An 18884-nucleotide genomic window follows, 5' to 3' on the forward strand; every position below is an offset into this window, starting at 1 on the left:
CGATGCGGCGCTGGCGGTGCCCGGCTGGCGCGCGCTGCCCGGCGCCGTCAGCGCCGGCTACACGCGGGACGCCGTCTGGCTGCGCCTGGAAGTGACGCGCGCGGCCGCCGCTCCCGATGAGTGGGTCCTGCGTTTCAGCAACGCGGTGCTCGACGACGTGCGGCTGTACCGCTGGGACGCGGCGGGCCACTGGGTATTGCAGGAAGCGGGCGCCGATGTGGCGCGCGGCAACTGGCCCATCGACGCGCGCCAGGTGGTGTTTCCGCTGCGCCTGCAGGCGGACACGCCGCAGCGCTGGCTGGTGCGCCTGCACAGCAAGAAAGCCATGTCCACCGAACTGACCTTGTTGCCCAGCGAAACCTTTGACGATGTGTCGCGCCGCGAATACCTGTATTACGGCTTGCAGTTCGGCAGCTATTTGCTGCTGATCCTGTTTCATATCTTTTTCTGGCGCATGACGCGCGAAGCCCACAGCGGCTGGTATCTGCTGTACGTGCTGACGAATGCCACGACGGAAGCGCTGACGATCGCCATTCCCCAGCAGATTTTCGCCATGCCGAACTGGCTGTCCGATCCCATGCTGGGCGTGTCGATGGCGATGTCCATCGCCGTCGGGGCGCGTTTTTCCACTTTGCAACTGGAACTGCCGGCCCTGTATCCGCGCTTCAGCCGCGTGGTGGTGGGCTTGACGGCCGCCGCCGCGCTGTGCGGCGCGCTGCTGGTGCTGCACGGCGACTATGCGGCTGGCGTACTCGTCGTGCAAATGACGGCCTTGCCATTGATCGTGCTGTTCATCGCCCTGGCCAGCTGGCTGGCGCTGCGCGGGCATCGGCCGGCGCGCGCCTTCCTGTTTATCTTCGGCATCTTTTACGCAGGCGTGGTGGTCAGTTTCCTGCGCAATATGGCCATCGTGCCGCCGAACTTCTGGACCAACCATGCGGCCACCCTGGGCGCCTTTGTGCACATGATGCTGATGAGTCTGCGCCTCAACCGCCGCTATGCCGAATTGCGCCGCGCCAAGGACCGGGCACAAGCGGAAGCCGTCAGCGCCGTGCGCGCCCTGAATGAACGCCTGGAAGAGCAGGTGGCGCTGCGCACCGCGGCGCTGCGGCAGGAAATCGGCCGGCGCGCCGCGCTGGAAGGCGAATTGCGCGCCGCCCTGGAAGTGGAAACCCGCACCCGCGAAGAGCAGCAGGATTTCGTTGCCATGGTGTCGCATGAATTCCACACGCCCTTGGCCATCATCAATACCACGGCCCAGCAAATTGCCCGCAATACGGAAGCGCCGCGCGAAAAAACCCTGCAGCGCTGCCAGAACCTGCGCGAGGCCAGCGGCCGCATGACGGCGCTGGTGGATGAATACCTGAGCGCCGACCGCATGGAAACGAGCGCGGCAACCTTCCGCCCCCTGCCATGCGACTTGCGCGCCCTGCTGGCGGCCGTGCTGGCCGAATGGGCACCCGGCCGCATCGAAGCGAGCGTGCAGACGCTGCCCGACAGCGTCGTGGTGGACGCCAGCCTGCTGCGCGTGGCCCTGCGCAACCTGCTCAGCAATGCCGACCGGCACGCGCCGCAAGCCCTGGCGATCCGCGTGCAGGCGGGCATGCTCGATGACGGCCGCGTGCAGATTACCGTCAGCAACGAGGGCGAAGCGCTGCCCGCCGATGAAATCCCCCGCCTGTTCCAGAAATACTTCCGTGGCCGCATCGCCCAGCACAAACCCGGCGCCGGGCTGGGCCTGTACCTGGTGCAGCGCATTGCCGAATTGCACGGCGGCCAGGTGATACTGGCCAGCGCCGGCAACAACGGCACCATCAGTTTCGCCCTGCGCCTGCCCGTCTGATCCACCGCATGCACCTGCGCATTCCCGACCAAATCAGTCGGGAATCGCTCAGATTTGCTCAATTTTAAATTTCCCTGTTCTGATATCTTTCCGTTCAGAAATTTTTGTAGCTTTTTATAACGATTATATCTAAAAAAGCAATAAACAGAGCCGCAAACGGACGCCGTCCACGCACAGCACAGGAAAACATGCACCGCTACCAACTCGCCAGCCACCGCACCGTCCCCTCCTTGTTCGCCCCGCGTTCCTGACCCGCTCTTTCCCATTGCCCGTTTGCGTCAGCCCGGCCAGGCCCGCCGGCGCACGGGCGTATCCCCATTCATCTCAACAAGGACACAGCATGCACCGTCACGGATCGTTGAACCACATCTACCGCCTCGTCTGGAGCCACGTCTTGAACGCCTGGGTCGCCGTCGCGGAAACCTCGCGCGGGCGCGGCAAGGGCAGCCGCCGCAAACTGGCCGCGGCCGCCGCCGCCATGACGGCGCTGGCGCTGGGAGGACCGGCGCTGGCCGCGCCCACGGGCGGACAGGTGGTGGCAGGCACGGCCAGCATCAGCCAGCAGGGCAGCACCACCACCATCCGGCAGGACAGCCAACAGGCAGCGCTGAACTGGAACAGTTTTAACGTGGGCGCCCATGAAACCGTCAACTTCATCCAGCCCTCGGCCAGCGCGCTGGCCGTCAACCGCATCTTCGACAGCAACGGCACGCAGATCCTCGGCAAGGTCAACGCGAATGGCCAGGTGTACCTGATCAATCCGAACGGCGTGCTGTTCGGCCGCGGCGCGCAAGTCAACGTGGGCGGCCTGGTGGCCTCGACGCTCGACGTCGACAACGCCAGCCTGGGCGGCTCCAAGCATGCGTTTAGTGGCAATGGCACGGGCCGGGTCGTCAATGAAGGCACGCTGCGCGCGGCCGACGGCGGCTATATTGCCCTGCTGGGCCGGCAAGTGAGCAACCAGGGCAGCATCGCGGCCCGCCTGGGCACGGTCGCCCTGGGCGCCGGCAGCGCCGCCACCCTGAGCTTTGACGGCGCGCGCCTGCTGCAGTTGCAGATCGACCAAAGCACCCTGAACAACCTGGCCGAAAACGGCGGCCTGATCCGCGCCGATGGGGGCCAGGTGCTGATGAGCGCCGGTGCCCGCGATACGCTGCTGGCCAGCGTCGTCAACAACACGGGCGTCATCGAGGCGCGCGGCGTGGAACAGCGCGACGGCAGCATCATCCTGCTTGGCGGCATGGCTGCCGGCACCACCCACGTGGCCGGCACCCTGGATGCCAGCGCCCCCGCAGGCGGCAATGGCGGCTTCATCGAAACAAGCGCCGCCCATGTGAAGATCGGCAACGACGCCCGCATCAGCACGGCAGCGCCACAGGGCCGCGCCGGCACCTGGCTGATCGACCCCGTCGACTTCACCATCGCCGCCAGCGGCGGCGACATCAGCGGCGCCGTGCTGACGAACAATCTGCGCAACGGCAATGTGCTCATCCAGAGCACGCAGGGCAGCCATGGCACGGCGGGCGACGTGCATGTCAACGACCAGGTCAGCTGGTCCGCCAACCAGCTGACCCTGAACGCGCAACGCAACATCAATATCAATGCCAATTTAAACGGTTCCGGCACGGCCAGCCTGGCGCTGGAATACGGCCAGGGCGCTGCCGCGGCGGGCAACACGGCCGTGTATCAGCTGGGCAACGGCGCGCGGGTGAACTTGCCCGCCGGGCAAAACTTCAGCACCAAACTGGGCGCCGACGGCGTGCGCACCGGCTACACGGTGATTACCCAGCTGGGCGCTTACCGCAGTGTCACGGGCACCGACCTGCAAGGGATCAATGGCAAACTGAACGGCAATTTTGTGCTCGGCGCCGACATCGACGCTTCCGCCACCGCCTCTGCCGCCTGGAATCCCGACTGGTGGGATGCGGGCTTCATGCCGCTGGGCAGGGACACGGGCTTTAGCGGCATCTTCGACGGCCTGGGACATTCCATCAACCAGCTCAGCATGATGTCCGGTTACGGCAACGGCAGCGGCCTGTTTTCCAGCACCACCAAGGATGGCCTGATCCAAAACATCGGTTTGAATGGCGGTCACATCAAGACCCACTATTACGCTGGCGGCCTGGTGGGTGAGAACCATGGCACGATCAGGAATAGCTATGCGGCACTCGACGTCAGCAGCACAAGCGTCAGCGGCGGGCTGGTGGCGCGCAACAACGGCACCATCATCGACAGCTACGCCACCGGCGCCGTCAGCAGCAATCGGCAAAGCGGTGGGCTGGTCGGCGAAAATATCGGCAAGATCATTAACAGCTATGCCACGGGCAGCGTGACGGGCCAAAGCATTGCAGGCGGCCTGGTCGGCAACAACATGGGATCGATCGACACGAGTTTCGCTACTGGCCGTCTGATCATCGTGCCTGGCGGCTACAGCGCGGGCGGCCTGGTCGGCAGCAACGGCGCACTTCCCGCCACACGCAATAGTTTTTGGTCGATCGGCGGCACGGGCCAGACCACGTCGGCCGGCGGCACCGGCCTGACGGATGCGCAAATGCGCACGGCCAGCAGTTTTACGGGATTCAATTTCACCACCACGCCTGGCGCGCCGGGCAACAACTGGGTGCTGGTCAGCGTGGATGGCGGCTTGAACAATGCTGGCGGCGCGGCCGGCGCCACGTATCCGATGCTGGCATCCGAGTACTCGACCACCATCCAGAATGCCCACCAGCTGCAACTGATGGCCATGGCGCCGGGCGCGGCGTATGTGCTGGGCAGTAACATCGACGCGGCCGGCACGGCAGGCGGCAAGGATGTCTGGACAACTGCCGGCTTCGTGCCCGTCGGCACCGAGGCACACCCCTTCACGGGCAGCCTGGACGGCCGCGGCTACACCGTCAGCGGCCTGACCATCGACCGGCCGACGTACGATTACGTGGGTCTGATCGGCTACACGAACCCAGGCTCGCTCATCAGCAATATCGGCCTGCTGGACGGCAGCGTGAAGGGCAATTTCGCCGTCGGCGCACTGGTCGGCTCGAACGCGGGCCTGGTCAGCAACAGCCATGCCAGCACCACAGTCAGCGGCGACAACAACGTCGGCGGCCTGGTGGGTGAAAACTACGGCGGCACCATCAGCGCCAGCCACGCCAGCGGCAAGGTCAGCGGCGTCGCGGACCGCGTAGGCGGCCTGGCTGGCAGCAACAGCGGCAGCGTCACCGGCAGCTATGCCACGGGCGACGCCAGCGGCTTGCGCAATGTCGGCGGCCTGGTGGGCGACAACCGCGGCTATGACGGCGCCATCGCCCAGGTCAGCGGCAGCTATGCCAGCGGCAATATCACGGCGGTCGAAGACAATGCTGGCGGCCTGGTCGGCTACAACAAGAGCGGCACCATCGCCAACAGCTACGCCAGCGGCAAGGTCAGCGGCGACCGCGATGTGGGCGGCTTGCTCGGTTTTAGTTCCCGCGCCACCGATAGCGTCAGCAACAGCTACGCCACGGGCGAGGTGCAAGGCAATTCCAGCACGGGCGCGCTGGTCGGCAGCAATGCGGGCGTGATCAGCAACAGCTTCTGGAAGGATACGCCAACGGCACCGGGCGTCGGCGAAAACGAGGGGACCTTGAGCAATGTGCGGGGCCTGAGCGATGCAGAGCTGCGCTCGCCATCGAGCTTCGACGGTTGGGACATGGCGACCGGCGGTGGCAGCCAAGCCGTCTGGCGTATCTATGCAGGCCAGACCACGCCGCTGCTGCGCAGCTTCCTGACGGCGCTGACCATCAACGCCGACGCCACCAGCAAGAGCTACGATGGCAAGAGCTACTCCGGCGGCTTGGTCAATGCCCGCTATTCGCTGGCCGGCGCCGCGGAATCCGGGAAAATACTCTACAGCAGCAATGGCCTGTATGGCGCCATGCGCAATGCCGGCAGCTATAACGCCCTGGACAATTACGCGTACTCCGGCCAGCAAGGTTATGACATCAATATGATGGCCGGGCCGCTGACGATCCAGCGGGCCGTTATCACGCTCGATGGCATGCGCACCTATGACGCCAGCACCAGCATGTCTGCCGGCCAGTTGAGCATGCACGGGCTGGTCAACGGAGAAAGTCTGTTCCTTTCCGGGAATGGCAGCCTCGACAACAAGAACGTCGGCGCAAACAAGCACATCAACAACGGCACCCTGGTGCTGGCGGACGGCCAGGGTGGCCTGGCGGACAATTACACGCTGGAAGGGGGCCAGCACCGTGCCACCATCACCCAGGCAACGCTGGCCGTGCAGGATGCGGGCGTGGCCAATAAAGTGTATGACGCCACGAACCACGCCACCCTGACGGGCACGGCCAAGGTACAGGCGCTGGGCAACGACCAGCTCAGCCTGACGGGCGGCAATGCGCTTTTTGCCGACAAGAACGCCGGCAGCGCCAAAACCGTCACCCTCGGCGGCTTTGTCTTGCAGGGCGCGGATGCGGCCAACTACGTCCTCGTGCAACCGGGTAACGTCACGGCCGATATCGGCAAGGCCAGCGTCACCGTCGCCGGCGTGGGCGCCGCAAGCAAGGTGTATGACGCGACGACCGGCGCCACCTTGACGGGCAAGGCCAGCGTACAAGCGCTGGGCGGCGACCAGTTGAGCGTGGCCGGCGGCGTGGCCCGCTTTGCCGACAAGAACGCAGGCCTGGGCAAGGCCGTCATCGTTGATGGCTACAGCCTGCAAGGCGCGGATGCGGCCAACTATGTACTCGTACAGCCAAGTAACGTCACGGCCGACATCGGCAAGGCCAGCGTCACCGTCAGCGGCGTGGGTGCGGCAAACAAAGTGTATGACGCCACCACCAGCGCCACCCTGACGGGCACGGCCACTGTGCTGGCGCTGGGCGACGATGAACTGCGCGTCGCCGGCGGCAGCGCTTCCTTTGCCGACAAGAACGCCGGCAGCGCCAAGACCGTCACCCTCGGCGGCTTTGTCTTGCAGGGCGCCGATGCGGCCAACTATGTGCTGGTGCAACCGGGTAACGTGACGGCCGATATCGGCAAGGCCAGCGTCACCGTCAGCGGCGTGGGTGCGGCAAACAAAGTGTATGACGCCACCACGGCCGCCACTTTGACAGGCACGGCCACTGTGCTGGCGCTGGGCGACGATGAACTGCGCGTCGCCGGCGGCAGCGCATCCTTTGCCGACAAGAACGCCGGCAGCGCCAAGACCGTCACCCTCGGCGGCTTTGCCTTGCAAGGCGCGGATGCGGCCAACTATGTACTGGTGCAACCGAACAACGTCACGGCCGACATCGGCAAGGCCAGCGTCACCGTCAGCGGCGTGGGTGCGGCAAACAAAGTGTATGACGCCACCACCAGCGCCACCCTGACGGGCACGGCCACTGTGCTGGCGCTGGGCGACGATGAACTGCGCGTCGCCGGCGGCAGCGCTTCCTTTGCCGACAAGAACGCCGGCAGCGCCAAGACCGTCACCCTCGGCGGCTTTGTCTTGCAGGGCGCCGATGCGGCCAACTATGTGCTCGTGCAACCGGGTAACGTGACGGCCGATATCGGCAAGGCCAGCGTCACCGTCGCTGGCGTGGGTGCGGCAAACAAAATCTATGACGCCACCACCGGCGCCACCCTGACGGGCACGGCCAGCGTGCTGGCGCTGGGCGGCGATGAACTGCGCGTCGCCGGCGGCAGCGCACGCTTTGCCGACAAGCACGCGGGCCAGGGCAAGGCCGTCATCGTCGATGGCTACGCCTTGCAAGGTGCGGACGCGGCCAACTATCAGCTCGTGCAGCCGGGCAACATCACGGCCGATATCGCCAAGGCCAGCTTGCTGTTGACGGCCACGGCCACCAGCCTGACGAGTGGCCGCACGCCAGAACAGTTAAGCGGCAAGGTCAGCGGCCTGCTGGGCAGCGACACGCTGGCGGACGCCACCAGCGGCACCCTGGCCTGGACCACCCCGGCCACGGCCAGCAGTCCGGCCGGCAACTACGCCATCACGGGTAGCGGCCTGGCTTCAAACGACTATGCCTTCGTGCAAGCCGAGGGCAATGCCGGCGCCCTGACCTTGAAGTCGGCCAGCCTGCCGCCACCGGCGCAGGCTGCCGTGGTGCAACTGCAAACGCAAGTGCTGGGCAGCGTGGCCGACACGCGTCCCGGCGCGCTGTCCGCCGCGCCCACCATCACCGTCACGCAGGCGGATGCGCCGGCCGACAATGCCATGCCAAACACCACGATGCAGATCGGCAGCCGCGGCCCGGCCCTGCAAGTCGTCCTGGGCGGCGTCAAGCTGCCCGCCAACATGCTCAACGTAAATCAATAACACCATGACTCATTCATCGATTCCGCGACACCTGATGCAACAACCATTGCTGTCCCTGCTGCTGCTGGCCTTCGCGCCGCTGGCTGCCGCCCAGACCACCCCGGTCGTGCCCGACGCGGGCGCCATCCTGCGCCAGTTGCAACCGGCCACGCCCGCCAATACGGCCTCCGGCGCGCCGGCGCTGCGCATCGAGCAGAAAGAGGGCGCACCGCTGCCCGCCAGCGCGCCATTTTCCGTCACGCGCATCGAGATCGCCGGCAACAGCGCATTCGATACGGCCACCTTGCAGGCGCTCGTCGCCGACGCTCAAGGCACGACGGTGTCGCTGGAGCAGCTGGGAGAACTGGCTGCCCGCATCACCAGCTATTACCGGCTCAACGGCTATCCGCTGGCGCGCGCCATCGTGCCTGCCCAGACCATCCGCCAGGGCACCGTGCACATCGAGGTACTCGAAGCGCGCTACGGCCAGGTGGGCATCGACAACCGCAGCGATGTCAGCGACGCCTTGCTGCACGCCACCCTGGCGCCGCTGCAAACGGGCCAGACCATCAGCCAGGCAGAACTCGACCGCAGCTTGCTGTTGCTGTCCGACGTGCCGAATGTCGCCATCACGGCCACGCTCAAGCCCGGCGCCGAAGTGGGCAGCTCCGACCTGCTGGTCGATGCCTGGTCCGGTCCGAGCGTGGCTGGCGCTGCCTTCCTCGACAACAATGGCAACCGCTACACGGGACGCGCCCGCCTTGGTGCCACCGTGTACCTGTACAACCCGCTGCACCAGGGCGACGTGGCCAGCGCCAGCATGCTCAGCTCGGGCAAGGGCATGTCGTATGCGCGCCTCGGCTATGACCTGCTGCTGAACGGCGCCGGCACGCGCGCCGGGGTGGCCATGTCCGCCCTGCGCTACCGCCTGGAAGGCGCCATGCAGCCGCTGCACGCACATGGCACGGCCCAGGTCGCCAGTGGCTGGCTGCGCCATCCGCTGCTGCGCAGCCGCGAGGCAAATATGTCGATCCAGCTGCAATACGACCAGGTGCACTTGCGCGACCGCATCGACGCCAGCGCCATGCGCAGCGACCGCCGCCTGGATAACTTGAGCGCCACCCTGGGCGGCGACGTGCGCGATGCCTCCCTGGCCGGTGCCGTCACCAGCTGGAGCGTGGCCGCGACGGCTGGCAAGCTCGACATCAGCGACCCGCTGGCACGCCTGAACGACGCCTTCAGCGCACGCAGCCATGGCAATTACGCGAAATGGAACGTCAACCTGTCGCGCCTGCAAAACCTGGACCAGCGCAACGCCGTGTACCTGGCTTTCGCGGGACAGTGGGCGGACAGCAACCTCGATTCATCCGAAAAGATGAGCGTAGGGGGGCCGTACACGGTGCGCGCCTATGACGTGGGCGCGGCCGCCGGCGACCTCGGTTATTTTGGCAGCGCAGAATGGCGGCATGAGCTCAGCGCCAGCGACGCGGGACAATGGCAAGCCGTGGCCTTTGTCGACAGCGCGCGCGTGACGGTGAACCAGCAGCGCTGGACGCCAGGCCCGAACAGCACGCGCCTGCACGGCGCCGGGCTGGGCGTGAACTGGGCTGGCGGGCAGCAATGGAATGCCCGCGCATATGTCGCCAAGCCCATCGGCAGCACGCCCGTCCTGCTGGCCTCGCGCAGTTCCGCCCGCCTATGGGTGGAACTCAATCGCCGCTTCTGATGCGGCAATGACAGCCGGAAGCCAGTTTCCGGCTGTCAATTGATCCAGCGCAATACTTATCCACCAGCTTTCCACTAGCTATGCAGCGCTTTTCCACAGGCTTACCCACAGCACGGCAGAAGAAGCCGGTGGCAAAAACACAGTTATCCCCACTTGTACCCGCGCTATCCAGCGCTTATCCGCAAGCTTACGCACAGACTTATCCACAATACGCGGGTAAACGCCATTGCAGCCATCGCAGCGGCCTGATATCGGAAGACAATGGATGGGGAGGTGCATGACAGGCGGCATTGACAAATTTACCAACAGCTTATGCGCAGGCTTGCGCACAGGCTTATCCGCCACTTGTGCAGTGGTTTACCCACAGAGTTATCCACATATAAAAAAGGCAGGCCACGTGGCCTGCCTGTAGGCAAGGATGGAAGTCGCGCTTACTTCTTGATTTTGACGGGACGCGTCCAGCCCTCGATGGTCACCTGGCGCGCGCGCGACACGGTCAGCTTGCCTGCCGGCGCATCTTTCGACAAGGTCGTGCCAGCGCCCAGGGTGGCCCCCTTGCCGACGGTGACGGGGGCGATCAGCTGGCTGTCGCTGCCGATGAAAGCATCGTCTTCGATGACCGTGCGGAATTTGTTTACGCCATCGTAGTTGCAGGTAATGGTGCCGGCGCCGATGTTGACCTTCGAGCCGATGGTGGCGTCGCCGATGTAGGCCAGGTGGTTGGCCTTGCTGTGCGCGGCGACCTGGCTGTTTTTCACTTCGACGAAATTACCGATGTGCACGTCTTCCGCCAGGACCGTGCCCGGGCGCAGGCGCGCATACGGGCCGATGATGGAAGCGGCGCCGACGACGGCGTCCTCGATATGGCAGAAGGGCTTGATGTGCGCGCCAGCCGCCAGCGTGGCGTTGATGATGACGTTGTGGGCGCCCACGCGCACGCCATCACCCAATTCCACCCGGCCTTCGAACACGCAGCCCACGTCGATGGTGACATCGCGGCCGCAAATCAGTTCGCCCCGCACATCGATGCGGGCCGGATCGAGCAGGGTCACGCCCCGTTCCAGCAGCGCTTGCGCGATATTGTTCTGATGGATGCGTTCCAATTGCGCCAGTTGCACCTTGCTGTTGACGCCAGCCACTTCCCACACGGCAGCCGGGTGGGCCGAGGTGACGGCCACGCCATCGGCCACGGCCTGGGCGACGATATCGGTCAGATAATATTCCCCTTGGGCATTGTCGTTCGACAAGGCCGACAGCCATTGCTTCAGCTGCACGGTGGGCGCGACCATGATGCCGCTGTTGATCTCCTTGATGGCGCGCTCTTCCGGCGTGGCATCCTTTTCCTCGACGATGCGCACGATGGCGCCGTTGTCGCGCACGATGCGGCCCAGGCCGAAGGGATCGTCCTGTTCCACGGTCAGGATGGCCAGCTTGTCCTTGCCGGCCGCCTGCACCAGCTGCTGCAGGGAAGCGGCGCTGGTCAGCGGCACGTCGCCGTACAGGATCAGGGTCGGCACGGAGTCGTCCAGCAAGGACAGCGATTGCTGCACGGCATGGCCCGTGCCCAACTGCTGAGCCTGCTCGGCAGCGTCGATCTGCACGGCATGGCTGGCGTTGTATCCGTCAAGCAACTTCAAGACCGCTGCGCCCCCATGCCCGTAAATCACGCATAATCGGGACGGCGCCAAGGTGCGCGCCGTATCGATCACGTGCGACAGCAGCGGCTTGCCAGCCAGCGAATGCAGTACTTTGGGCAGGGCCGACTGCATGCGTTTCCCCATACCGGCGGCGAGAATGACAACGTTCATAGACCGTAATTTTTATAAGTTAAGAATATGAAAAAGTTTAACACGCAGGCCCCGTCTTCCACGCCCTTTAGCCGGTTTACTTATGCCGTGCTGGCCCTCCTGCTGGTCGCCATGGCCGGCTGCAGCGGCTTGCGCCTGGCCTACAACAATGGTGATACCGTGCTGTACTGGTGGCTGAACGCGTACGTCGACCTGGACCGCGACCAGAAAGGCTGGGTGCGTGAAGACATCGACAAGCTGTTCGACTGGCACCGCAAGACGCAATTGAAGGATTACGTGGAAATCCTGCGCACGGGCCAGAAACAGCTGCAGGGCAATATCACGCAAGCGGACCTGATGGCTGACTACGGCGAGATCAAGCAGCGCACCCAGGCATTGCTGCTGAAAGCGGCGCCCGAGCTGGCCGACCTGGCCCGCTCGCTCAAGCCCGAGCAAATCGCGCAGATGGAAAAGAAGTTCAAGTCGAACAATGATGATTACCGCAAGAAATACCTGAGCGGCGACCAGGACAAACGCCAGAAGCTGCGCTACAAGAAAGCCATGGAGCAATTCGAACTGTGGTTCGGCAGCTTCAGCAGCGAGCAGGAAGCCATCATACGCAAGGCGTCCGACGCGCGTCCGCTGAACAATGAGATCTGGCTCGACGAACGCATGCGGCGCCAGCAGAACGTGTTGAGCCTGGTCAAGAAAATCCACCAGGAAAAGCTCGGCAAGGAAGCCAGCGTGACCTTGATCAACACCCTGATCAAGGACAGTTTCGAGCGCCTCGAGCATTCCGAGCGCAAGGCCTATTTTGACAGCTATGAAGCGAGCACGGCGCAGATGGTCTTGACGGTGATCAAGATCGCCACGCCCGCGCAAAAAGCCCACGCCATCAAGCGCATGCAGGGCTGGATCGACGATTTCAATGCGCTCGCCAGCGCGCCGAAATAAGCGCACGCGAACAGCAGCGCCAGCCGGGGGCCTGGCGCTGGGCGAGGGGGCCATATGCTATAGTGGCCGCCATCGAATCGAAGAAATCCCCATGCAAAAAAAGATTAAAAAACCCGCCAAAGTTCCCGTCCACCACGCGCCGCCACCGAACCAGGTGCGCATCATCGGCGGCCAGTGGAAGCGCTCCGTGCTGCCTGTTTTGCAGGCATTGGGCTTGCGCCCCACGCCGGACCGCGTGCGCGAAACCGTGTTCAACTGGATCAACCACTTGCGCGACGGCGACTGGGCCAGCGCCCAGGTATTGGACCTGTTCGCCGGCAGCGGCGCACTGGGCTTCGAGGCGGCCAGCCGCGGCGCGGCGTCCGTCACCATGGTCGACACGCACACGCCCGTGATCCGCCAGCTGGAAGAGAACAAGGCAAAATTGCGCGCTGACAATGTCCAGCTGCTGCGCGGCGATGCGTTGCTGACGGCGCAAGGCCTGGCATCGCGCGGCCAGCGTTTCGACCTGATCTTCCTCGACCCGCCATACCAGCAGGATTTCCTGGCGAAAGCCTTGCCGCTGTGCGCCAAGCTGCTCAAGGAAGGCGGCATGGTGTACGCGGAATCGGGCTTGCCGCTGGTCTTCGACGAAGCCAGCGCACTGGAAAAACCCGAGTGGATGGCGCCGTGGGAAGTCATCCGCGCCGATAAGGCGGGCACCGTTTATTATCATTTGCTAACTTACAACAAAGTACCGGCAACTGCCTGAATCTGCCTATAAATAAGGCAAAAAGGCTCCCTGGCCCGAGGCACAGCACCAAGGTGCTCACCAATTTCAGGCATAATGCGCGTCTATATTGGTGCATCGTCAGGGAGCCGCAATGGTTGTAGCCGTTTATCCAGGAACATTCGATCCGCTCACGCGCGGTCATGAAGATTTGGTGCGCCGCGCATCGGGTCTGTTTGACAAGCTGATCGTCGGTGTGGCCGACAGCAAGAACAAGCAACCGTTTTTCTCGCTCGACGAACGCCTGGAAATCGCCAACGAAGTGCTGGGCCACTATCCGAACGTGCAAGTGGAAAGCTTTTCCGGCCTGCTCAAGGATTTCGTGCGCGAGCACGAGGCGCGGGTCATCGTGCGCGGCTTGCGCGCCGTCTCCGACTTCGAATACGAATTCCAGATGGCGGGCATGAACCGCTACCTGCTGCCCGATGTCGAAACCATGTTCCTGACGCCGTCCGACCAGTACCAGTTCATTTCGGGCACCATCGTGCGCGAAATCGCGGCGCTGGGCGGCGACGTCTCCAAGTTTGTCTTCCCCTCGGTGAACCGCTGGCTGCAAAACAAGATTGCCGCCAACGCTGCCTCATCGCAATAAGTAAGAGTGAAATCATGGCATTACTGATCACCGACGAATGCATCAATTGCGACATTTGCGAGCCCGAGTGCCCGAATGACGCGATCTACATGGGCGCGGAAATCTACGAAATCGATCCCAACAAGTGCACCGAATGCGTGGGCCACTTTGACGAGCCGCAATGCCAGCAAGTGTGCCCCGTCAGCTGCATCCCCTTCAATCCCGCCTGGCGCGAAAGCCCCGAGCAATTGATGGCCAAGTACGAACGCCTGCAGGCGGAACTGCCCGCTTCCAAAGTCTAAACGTTTCTCCCACGCCACTTCCGGGCCACGTCTGCGTGGCGCCAGCTTCTGCCAACTGTTCTACACTGTGTGCTGGCTGTTCCGCAGCACATGGTTATCCACGGAGGTAGAAGATGCAAATAAGCACATCCCGTTTGATCCGTACGCTGGCGGCCGCCTGCGTATGCGGCATCCTGGCGCAGCCCGCCATGGCCGTCGACGTGGGCGGCGTCAAGCTGGACGACACGGTGCAGCTGGCCAGCCGCGAATTGAAACTCAATGGCGCCGGCGTGCGCTACAAGATCATCTTCAAGGTCTACACGATCGCGCTGTACCTGCCGGAAAAGAAAACCCAGCTGGCCGACATCCTGGCGCTGCCCGGGCCCCGCCGCCTCGAGATCGTCATGCTGCGCGATATCACCTCCGACGAGCTGGGACAAGCTTTCATGCAGGGCTTGAAGCGCAGTTCCGACCAGGCCGACCGCACGCGCCTGCTGAGCCAGACGATGCAGTTCGGCGCCATGTTCGAAATGGTGCCGGGCCTGAAAAAGGGCGACATCCTGACCGTGGACTGGCTGCCGGAAGAGGGAACCTTGTGCAAGTTGAACGGCAAGCAGGTGGGCGACACGGTGCCGGACCTGGCTTTCTATAATGCGCTGCTGAAAATCTGGATCGGCGCCCATCCGGCCGACACCTTGCTGCGCGCACATTTGCTGGGCGACATGGCGTAATCGGCTGGCGGCAGGCGTAAAAAAAGCCGGCGCAGGCCGGCTTGTTATTTTGCAACAGTTTAGCGCTCAGGCGCGCGTCGACAGGGCGCGCAATTCGGCCGCATTGCTTGGCGACACGCCATCCATCTTGCCCAGGGTGCGTTGCAAGGCTTGCGCTTCGCGCATCTGCTGGCGCGCCAGGCGCTCTTCGCGGCTCAGTTTGGGACGCACCACCAGCACCATGGCGCGGGCGATGCCCACCAGCAAAGGCTTGAACAGCAGGGCGAACGCGCCCACGGCCACGATCAGCAGCACGAGTTGCAGGGCGTTGAGCAGGGAAATCTCCAGCACGGGTGCGGATACTGCGTACAGGGCGGAGGCGAAGGTAGACATACTGTTCCAGTGCATTATAGAATTTGCCAGTACTATAGTGCAGTGCAACATATAAATCTAATTCCATTTATTGATACCAATTATATGAATCGTGAATGGAAACTGTAATATTTTTTTACGAGTGAAAATATTCGTGCCCGGCGCGGTTTACACTCTTAAGTAATCAATTCAACTTTTATCTTGGGCTTTCCATGAGTTTTCTGACGCTGGATCTGAACTTGCTGCGCGTTTTCGACGCCGTCATGACGGAACAAAACCTGACGCGCGCAGCCGGCCACCTGGCGATGACGCAGCCGGCGGTATCGAACGCCATCAAACGCCTGCGCGAAAGCCTCGGTGACGAATTGCTGATCCGCACGGCATATGGCGTGAAACCCACGCCCCGTGCCGAAGCGCTGTGGCCATCCGTGCGCTCGGCCCTGGCCAGCCTGGAAGCGGCCGTCACGCCGGAAACCTTCGACGTGTCGAAAACGCATGCCACGTTCCGCATGGCCATGGCCGATGCGACTGCTGCGTTCTGGCTGCCTTCGCTGATGCGCTCGATCGAACGGGAAGCGCCCGGCGTCAACGTGCGCATGATGCCGCTGACCACGCGCGAACCGCGGCCCATGCTGCTGCGCGGCGATATCGACCTGGCCGTGGGCTTCTTTCCCGGCGTGGCGGCGCAATTGTCCAGCGAAACGGGGTCGCCCATCCGCCACGAGCGCCTGTATTCCGGCAAGTATGTGTGCGTGATGCGGCGCGGCCATCCGCTGGCCAACAAGGAATTGACCTTGGATAACTATTGCGCGGCAAACCATTTATTGGTCAGCTTTTCCGGCCGCGCCCATGGCTTGATCGACGAGGCGCTGTCGCAGATCCACCGCGAACGGCGCATCTTGTTGACGGTCAACCAGTTCTTCACGGCCGGCCGCGTGGTGGCCAATTCCGACCTGATCACCGTCTTGCCGCGCCATCTGATCGCCTCGACGGGCATGACGGAGTCCTTGCTGTACAAGGACTTGCCGCTGACCCTGCCGGCCGTCCACCTGGACATGCTGTGGCACGAGCGCGACGCGCGCAGCCCCGCCCACAAATGGCTGCGCAATCACCTGGAAAGCATGAATACGCCCACCTTGCGCACGGCCACGGCAGCCGGCGGCGGCGTGGCGCCGAAGCCGCACGTCGAGTGAAAAACATTAGCGGCACGAACGTCTGAGAAAATCGTAGCGAGCGGAAGTAAGTTGTGGCCGAGAAGCGGAACTGTGCTCAAGCACAGTGAGCATCGCAGGCCGCAAGTTACGACGCACAGTAGATTTAATCAGATGTTCATCATGCGTGGCTGCTGGAGCGGTAACCGACCCGGAAACCGCCCCAGTGCTTGCCGTCGACATGGATGGGCACGGACAAATCGTGCATGACTTCGCCCGTGTCGCGTTTATACGTCTGCAACAGGAAGGGCTTGGTGTTGCTGCCGCAGCGCGCGCCCGTGCGGTCGCTGAAGATGCGCTTGGTACGGTTATTGACGATATCGGTGGCGTAATCGCCCGTCAGCGGCTGGGAAAATTTCTTGTTGTGCGTCGGAAAATAGCCATTGTTGTCGACGGCGCCCGCATACGCCAGATGGGGCAGGGCGGCCAGCACGCCTTCCTGCAGGTCCGGCAGCACCTTGTCCGTAAACGCGTCGAATTTCGTGTTGTGCTTGGGCGGATTGGTGTTCGGGATGGGCCGGTAGTGGCGGTCGAACAGGGCTTCGCGCGTGATGCGGCCCGAGGCGATGGCTTGCTCGAACAGTTTTCCCACGTCGCGCGCGGCGCGCTGGGCCGCTTCGCGGATCTCGTCGTGCGGCGTGGCCACGCTCGACTCGCCCAGGGCGCTGGCAATCACTTCGGCCCGCTCGGCCAGGGCCATGGCCGACTGCGTGGCGCGCGGCAATTCGCCATTCGTCGACAACATGCTGTCGCGGATTTGCACGATGGCGTCGGCAATGACTTGCGTCGTGTCGACGTGTTCGCGCGAGGCGCGGGCGATTTGCCCGATCTCGTCTTCCGACACGCCCGACGATTCCTCGATATGGCTGAGCGAAGCATGCACGCTTTCCACATTGCGCGCCGCTTCCGTCACGCCGGCCGCCAGCGAACTCATGCCGCGCGCCGCTTTTTCCGACTGTTCGTTGATTTCGCGCACCATCACGCTGATTTCATCGGAGGCTTCCTTGGTGCGCTGCGCTAATTGCCGCACTTCCCCGGCCACCACGGCAAAGCCGCGCCCGTGTTCGCCGGCGCGCGCCGCCTCGATGGCGGCGTTCAGCGCCAGCAAGTTGGTGCGCGCGGAAATATCGGAAATGGCTTCCGTGAAACCCGTGATGCGTTTGGATTTGTCCTGCAGGCTCAGCATGGCGCTGGAGGCGCCTTGCGCTTCCTCGCGGGCGTGGTTGATGCGGCGCAGGCCCTGATCCACTTCGGCGCGCGCCGCCACGCTTTCCACGCGCACGCCGGCGGCCACCTTGGCGGCCCGTTCCGCATTGGCGGCAATCTTTTCCGTCATCACGGCATTTTGTGCGGAACTGTCGGCAATGTCGCTGGCCGTGCGCACATCGAGTTCCACCTTCTGTTTGACGGAATCGACAAAATACGAGGTTTCCGCCGCGCCGATCATGATGGCATCGATGGCATTGCCCACCGTGTCGGCGAACTGGTGCAAGCCGGGCTCGCCGCGCGGGCGGCCGGCAAACGCCAGCAGCGCGGCGCCGGTGGCGGCAGCCACGCAGGCGATCAGATAGGGATGGTCGCCGCCCGACAGCAGCAGCAGATAGGCCAGGCAACAGGCCACGGCCATGGCCAGGATCGTGAATACAAAGAAACGCACCAGCTGATGCTGCAACTGCTTCATTTGTCCCCCGCTGCGCGAACCCGTCACGCCCCCCGGGGACGTGCCGTAACCGTATGCGGGTGGGCACGATTGCCCACTTTGCACCCTGAACGTCCCGTCTGCGCGGCGTTTCAGGCGGCTACCGGATAGCAGAATTGTAGTTCTACCCTACAACATTTGTTCCGATAGCTCAATCAGAAAAGTGGGGCGGCTACACCAGGGTCACTTAATCGGCAATTTGGTCGTGTTTTTGACCTCTTCCATGACGGCATAAGTGTGGGTTTCCCGCACACCTTTCTGCAACAGGGTCTTGCCCAGGAATTCGCGGTAAGCGGCCATGTCCTTGACGCGCGCCTTGACCAGATAATCGAAACCGCCCGCCACCATATGACATTCCAGTACCTCTGGAATGATTTGTACGCTATGCTTGAAGGCGTCGAACACTTCCGGCGTCGTGCGATCGAGCACGACTTCGATGAACACCAGCAGCGACACGTCGAGCAGTTGCGGGTTCAACTGGGCCGTATAGCCCATGATGTAGCCCGATTCGTGCAACTTGCGCACGCGCTCCAGGCAGGCGGCCGGCGACAGGTTCACGCGCGCGGCCAGCTCCACATTGCTGATGCGTCCATCGCTCTGCAATTCCATCAAGATTTTCTTACTGATCTTGTCCAGCATTCCTATCACCCCCAAATTAATATTATTTGGTTA

At 63.4% G+C, this 18884-nt stretch carries 13 protein-coding genes; 9 read left to right on the plus strand and 4 right to left on the minus strand.

Features of this window, described 5'->3' with window-relative positions:
• From GCN74_RS17085 to GCN74_RS17095, 3 genes are all read left to right on the plus strand, one after another.
• A partial coding sequence (locus GCN74_RS17085; RefSeq protein ID WP_152257793.1) for a sensor histidine kinase occupies nucleotides 1–1843 on the plus strand: 1843 nt, incomplete at its 5' end.
• Nucleotides 1844–2183: 340 nt separating this feature from the next.
• Entirely contained in the window at nucleotides 2184–8153 is a 5970-nt protein-coding gene (locus GCN74_RS17090) for a YDG domain-containing protein (protein ID WP_152257794.1), read from the plus strand.
• A 34-nt stretch (nucleotides 8154–8187) separates the two neighbouring features.
• Entirely contained in the window at nucleotides 8188–9858 is a 1671-nt protein-coding gene (locus GCN74_RS17095; RefSeq protein WP_226939090.1) for a ShlB/FhaC/HecB family hemolysin secretion/activation protein, read from the plus strand.
• Between the two features lie 431 nt (nucleotides 9859–10289).
• Here GCN74_RS17095 and glmU read toward each other — a convergent pair whose 3' ends face one another.
• Nucleotides 10290–11666, minus strand: coding sequence for a bifunctional UDP-N-acetylglucosamine diphosphorylase/glucosamine-1-phosphate N-acetyltransferase GlmU (gene glmU, locus GCN74_RS17100; protein ID WP_152257796.1), 1377 nt, complete (start codon nucleotides 11664–11666; stop codon nucleotides 10290–10292).
• A gap of 27 nt (nucleotides 11667–11693) precedes the next feature.
• On the opposite strand from glmU, the gene GCN74_RS17105 reads away from it, so the two are divergent.
• From GCN74_RS17105 to GCN74_RS17125, 5 genes are all read left to right on the plus strand, one after another.
• Nucleotides 11694–12599, plus strand: coding sequence for a DUF6279 family lipoprotein (locus tag GCN74_RS17105; RefSeq protein ID WP_193317132.1), 906 nt, complete (start codon nucleotides 11694–11696; stop codon nucleotides 12597–12599).
• A 91-nt stretch (nucleotides 12600–12690) separates the two neighbouring features.
• Entirely contained in the window at nucleotides 12691–13350 is a 660-nt protein-coding gene (rsmD, locus tag GCN74_RS17110; protein ID WP_152257797.1) for a 16S rRNA (guanine(966)-N(2))-methyltransferase RsmD, read from the plus strand.
• A gap of 112 nt (nucleotides 13351–13462) precedes the next feature.
• Complete coding sequence (gene coaD / locus GCN74_RS17115) at nucleotides 13463–13960, plus strand: pantetheine-phosphate adenylyltransferase (RefSeq protein WP_152257798.1); 498 nt, start codon at nucleotides 13463–13465, stop codon at nucleotides 13958–13960.
• Nucleotides 13961–13974: 14 nt separating this feature from the next.
• Nucleotides 13975–14241, plus strand: coding sequence for a YfhL family 4Fe-4S dicluster ferredoxin (locus GCN74_RS17120; RefSeq protein ID WP_152257799.1), 267 nt, complete (start codon nucleotides 13975–13977; stop codon nucleotides 14239–14241).
• 113 nt (nucleotides 14242–14354) lie between these two features.
• A complete protein-coding gene (locus tag GCN74_RS17125; protein WP_152257800.1) occupies nucleotides 14355–14951 on the plus strand; it encodes a chalcone isomerase family protein in 597 nt (198 codons plus the stop codon).
• A 66-nt stretch (nucleotides 14952–15017) separates the two neighbouring features.
• Here GCN74_RS17125 and GCN74_RS17130 read toward each other — a convergent pair whose 3' ends face one another.
• Complete coding sequence (locus GCN74_RS17130; RefSeq protein ID WP_152257801.1) at nucleotides 15018–15323, minus strand: hypothetical protein; 306 nt, start codon at nucleotides 15321–15323, stop codon at nucleotides 15018–15020.
• A 191-nt stretch (nucleotides 15324–15514) separates the two neighbouring features.
• Between GCN74_RS17130 and GCN74_RS17135 the strand changes: the two genes are divergently transcribed.
• Complete coding sequence (locus tag GCN74_RS17135) at nucleotides 15515–16495, plus strand: LysR family transcriptional regulator (RefSeq protein WP_152257802.1); 981 nt, start codon at nucleotides 15515–15517, stop codon at nucleotides 16493–16495.
• A gap of 139 nt (nucleotides 16496–16634) precedes the next feature.
• Here the strand turns inward: GCN74_RS17135 and GCN74_RS17140 are convergent, their stop codons facing one another.
• Nucleotides 16635–18194 carry a methyl-accepting chemotaxis protein gene (locus tag GCN74_RS17140; protein WP_152257803.1) on the minus strand — a complete coding sequence of 520 codons (1560 nt, stop codon included), beginning with the start codon at nucleotides 18192–18194 and terminating at the stop codon, nucleotides 16635–16637.
• A gap of 201 nt (nucleotides 18195–18395) precedes the next feature.
• On the minus strand, nucleotides 18396–18851 hold the full coding sequence (locus GCN74_RS17145) for an Lrp/AsnC ligand binding domain-containing protein (RefSeq protein WP_010393827.1): 456 nt from the start codon (nucleotides 18849–18851) through the stop codon (nucleotides 18396–18398).
• Nucleotides 18852–18884 lie beyond the last annotated feature (33 nt).

This window comes from Janthinobacterium sp. FT14W (assembly GCF_009208755.1).
Lineage (GTDB): Bacteria > Pseudomonadota > Gammaproteobacteria > Burkholderiales > Burkholderiaceae_D > Janthinobacterium > Janthinobacterium violaceinigrum.

Bases quoted from the DNA above. Each gene is read 5' to 3' on its own strand.
- glmU (WP_152257796.1), bottom strand. From the start codon at position 11,666: ATGAACGTTGTCATTCTCGCCGCCGGTATGGGGAAACGCATGCAGTCG.
- GCN74_RS17095 (WP_226939090.1), top strand. From the start codon at position 8,188: ATGCAACAACCATTGCTGTCCCTGCTGCTGCTGGCCTTCGCGCCGCTG.
- GCN74_RS17105 (WP_193317132.1), top strand. From the start codon at position 11,694: ATGAAAAAGTTTAACACGCAGGCCCCGTCTTCCACGCCCTTTAGCCGG.
- coaD (WP_152257798.1), top strand. From the start codon at position 13,463: ATGGTTGTAGCCGTTTATCCAGGAACATTCGATCCGCTCACGCGCGGT.
- GCN74_RS17135 (WP_152257802.1), top strand. From the start codon at position 15,515: ATGAGTTTTCTGACGCTGGATCTGAACTTGCTGCGCGTTTTCGACGCC.
- rsmD (WP_152257797.1), top strand. From the start codon at position 12,691: ATGCAAAAAAAGATTAAAAAACCCGCCAAAGTTCCCGTCCACCACGCG.
- GCN74_RS17125 (WP_152257800.1), top strand. From the start codon at position 14,355: ATGCAAATAAGCACATCCCGTTTGATCCGTACGCTGGCGGCCGCCTGC.
- GCN74_RS17140 (WP_152257803.1), bottom strand. From the start codon at position 18,194: ATGAAGCAGTTGCAGCATCAGCTGGTGCGTTTCTTTGTATTCACGATC.
- GCN74_RS17120 (WP_152257799.1), top strand. From the start codon at position 13,975: ATGGCATTACTGATCACCGACGAATGCATCAATTGCGACATTTGCGAG.
- GCN74_RS17145 (WP_010393827.1), bottom strand. From the start codon at position 18,851: ATGCTGGACAAGATCAGTAAGAAAATCTTGATGGAATTGCAGAGCGAT.
- GCN74_RS17130 (WP_152257801.1), bottom strand. From the start codon at position 15,323: ATGTCTACCTTCGCCTCCGCCCTGTACGCAGTATCCGCACCCGTGCTG.
- GCN74_RS17090 (WP_152257794.1), top strand. From the start codon at position 2,184: ATGCACCGTCACGGATCGTTGAACCACATCTACCGCCTCGTCTGGAGC.